Source organism: Paenibacillus sp. P4_A7, assembly GCF_056402455.1.
The window spans coordinates 1-3,169 of record NZ_JBFUHJ010000569.1 but is presented as its reverse complement, the minus strand read 5'-3'; the positions used below and the strand labels follow the sequence as shown (position 1 = coordinate 3,169).

3 protein-coding genes are annotated in these 3,169 nt (G+C 43.5%); all 3 read right to left on the bottom strand.

Translation table 11 applies throughout. From position 1 onward, the window contains the following. Positions 1-46 precede the first annotated feature (46 nt). A complete protein-coding gene (locus tag AC1DWN_RS31110) occupies positions 47-1,792 on the bottom strand; it encodes a hypothetical protein (RefSeq protein ID WP_477562728.1) in 1,746 nt (581 codons plus the stop codon). A 29-nt stretch (positions 1,793-1,821) separates the two neighbouring features. Then, positions 1,822-2,928 (bottom strand): SGNH/GDSL hydrolase family protein, encoded by a 1,107-nt coding sequence (locus tag AC1DWN_RS31105; RefSeq protein ID WP_477562727.1) that lies wholly within the window; start codon positions 2,926-2,928, stop codon positions 1,822-1,824. Then, positions 2,925-3,169, bottom strand: a 245-nt coding sequence (locus AC1DWN_RS31100; RefSeq protein WP_477562726.1) for a hypothetical protein, incomplete at its 5' end; no start/stop codon positions are given. The genes AC1DWN_RS31100 and AC1DWN_RS31105, both read right to left, overlap by 4 nt.

The window sequence follows — 3,169 nt, the reverse complement described above, 5'->3', positions numbered from 1 at the left end:
GGATCTTCCATGTATAAGTTATCATTTGGTTTGTTCATTTCCATCTTCAGCTCTCCAGACCATAAAGCTTACCTTCTCCTGGCAGAAGGCTGACGGTTAATGTTCCGGTTGAAGGCTCATATGCTGCGGGTACTTCTTCACCCGACATTTTGTTAACCTCATGAATAGTTTGCGGCCTATCTGCAAGTGAAAACGAGTAGCTGCGTTCATTTTCCAAATCCTTATTGACGACCATAACAAACTTTCTGCCGACCTCATTCTCGAAATATGAGATGATCATAGACGATTCCGCATCAGCGCTTGAAGGCTGCAAGAAAAATGTAGATGGCAAAGCCTCAGTTGATGGCGGTAAATCTCCTGTATGATACACAGCTAACGAAGTAAGTGACAGAAGCGTCGACCCCAAATTCAATACTTCTCCGTTTATCTTTTTGGCGTATTCATAAGTATCGTTCTTCGAACCATCCGGCAGGATAAGCCCATCATGCATAATACCCTCTAGTCCTGGTCCAGCTTCCGTCGCGTAGGTAAAGTAGACATATCCCTTGACTCCGTAAGCCAAGGAAGAATACACCTGAAATCTCATTTGACTCTCATTAGGCTTGACTATAAAGAAAGTATCATAAGCCACCGATTGAATATAGACCCACAAATCCTTGTCATTTAAGAGACACTGTTTACGTAAAAACTCTAATGTCTGATAGTGGACCTTCTCGTCAACACCACTCGCTAAATACGGATAATAGTCATAGGAGAGCATATCCGGGTCGGTTGCCAGCCAGTCATTAATATAGTCCTCATACCCCATTGGGCGACCATTCTCTAGGGCAAAATAATGAAGACCCGTGTCGTTTAGTGCATAGTGGTTAGTGTAAATTAATCGAGTCGGATCTAGCGCCTTAATTCGATCGGATGTCTCTTTCATAGCAGGATACAATTCAGCAAATGGCTCATCTATTAAGTTATAGCCAAGCACGGACGGATGATCCTTGTAATGATTGACCAACTTCTCGATATAATCATCCGATGGCCTGCCTGTTGGTGAAAAAGCCGATATAGTTCCGCCATGTGGCGTTCTCAGTGTAATTTGAAAATACAGATCATAAGGCAGAGGTGCACCATTCACATACGCTTTCCCACCAGCGTAAGCATCTGTTTCACTAGTTAGAAAAGGGCCCAGCTCTACCTCACTGTCCGTTGTCAGTTCCATATAATAGGTCGTGTTAGCAGCAACGGAATAATAGCTTGTATGTGCTTCAGGAGGGAACTCGCTTAGTACAAACTCAGGATAATCACTCTCGAACGGCCCTTTAAGCTCTGATTTCACAATAAGAGTATCCTTACTAGGAGAGTTATAAAGACTTAGTGTTAATGCTGCCCCTTCCGGCCATACCCCTTGTTTCTTAAAGGAAAGAATCATAATACTTAAGTCATCAACATCAGGCGTTGTAAATGTCTGACCAATGAAGCTATCGTTCCGAAGGTATAGCCCCTGTCCCTTATCGTCATTTTGCGATAGCCATTCTGACTGAATCCAGCGGATCCCCGTGTCAGTCACTAGTATTTTCAGATCATTGGCTGCCGCTTTCTCCAATGCCCAGTCCGTCGTAGCAGGGGTAGTCAACAGATTAGTCGCGACGATAAAGTTGGCATTCATAGCCCTGATATCTGCATAGGAAGCATCGGAGGTCTCGGATGGAGCAGGGTTTACGAAAATACCGATCGGGAATTCCCCGGAAACCGTTAAGGATGATCTTTTTGCTTGATTACCTATTTCTGTTTGTATACTCAATTTTGTTCTACCTCCTCGATTTCGTTCGTCTATTCGAAAATAAATCCTTTAAAGTCTACTTTACTTGTTTGTCCTGTGAATACTTCCAAAAGATACAATCCTAGTTCTAATTCACCGATGATGATAGTTTCCGCACCGATTAAACCTTTGATAACCCCATTTATTTTGACATAAGTGTCCGATGAATTTCCTTTATAGGCCTTTAAAGTAAGCTTCTGCTTTGCTCTAACAAAAACCCATGCAGACATCATAATCATGTCGTTTGAGTTCGCCTTCGTGCAGTCAACATAAACCTTGAAGCTGTCCATCGGTATCTCAGGCATTGTCAGCCAATCTTCGGGCACACTGTCCTTGATCTTTTGACTGGAATAATCGATTTTAGTGTAGTCATCTACGAAGATTGTTCTTGGGGACAAGTGGGCGAAGAGTACCTCCGCCTCGTATATATGGCCGATGTCCCCAAAGTGCAGCCGATCAGAAATGATCCGATGTGTGCTGATAGAAGAATACAATAAGAACATTTCGGTGTATTTGTTCATGTCAATGATCTGGAGTCGGTACTCTTCCGCCAGTTCCCTTTTCACTTCGTTCGCTATACATTCGATATGCTCACTCGTTCTCATCGGATAGGCTTCCGTATACTCAGTCAGTACCCCAGGCTCAACGATTGCTTGGGTGGTCAACAGAAACGGTTGGATATTATTCGAGTAGCACCAGTCAATAATTTGTTTGATATACCTTTTGAATCCGTCTCTGTAAGCCCTCTCGTTCGCATAGTAAAGCTGATCGTTACGGTCATTAATACCGAATCCGATCCCAATCATTTGTACATCATGATAAGCAGAGGCTTTCCCAAACTGCTCTTCTAAGACGGTTACCGCCCAGCTTGCAATGGTTCCGCTAAATCCTGCGTTGTAAATGCGTAATGTCTCGTTTTTGGTAGCTTGGCGAAGCAGTTCCTCCAGTTTCTTCGAGAACGTGTTTGGCGAGGTGCTGTCTACTCCAATGGTATTACCAACCCAATCTGTCGTATTCGCACCGTCAACCGTACTGTCCCCGAAGAAAGCGATCGGAAACTTGCTGCCCTGCAGCCATGCCGTCCATGCATCATTGAACGTAAATATTTTTTGCATCATAATAAGTCAACTTCCACTAGAACCATACCTCTTCCCGGCACATATAAACTAAATTTCGAACCATCTGGAAATACAGGTATACCTGGGAAATCGGTCAATACATTCACCTTCGCAATGGGGCGGCCTACATCGATATGTGCCGACTTATAGTTCAAATGCAAGTTTTGAAGCAGAATGCGCCATTTGCCCGGGTTAATCTCCATCGTTGTAGTTCGAATATATGGTTCATTCCTAACAACTA

Bases quoted from the DNA above. Each gene is read 5' to 3' on its own strand.
- AC1DWN_RS31105 (WP_477562727.1), bottom strand. From the start codon at position 2,928: ATGATGCAAAAAATATTTACGTTCAATGATGCATGGACGGCATGGCTG.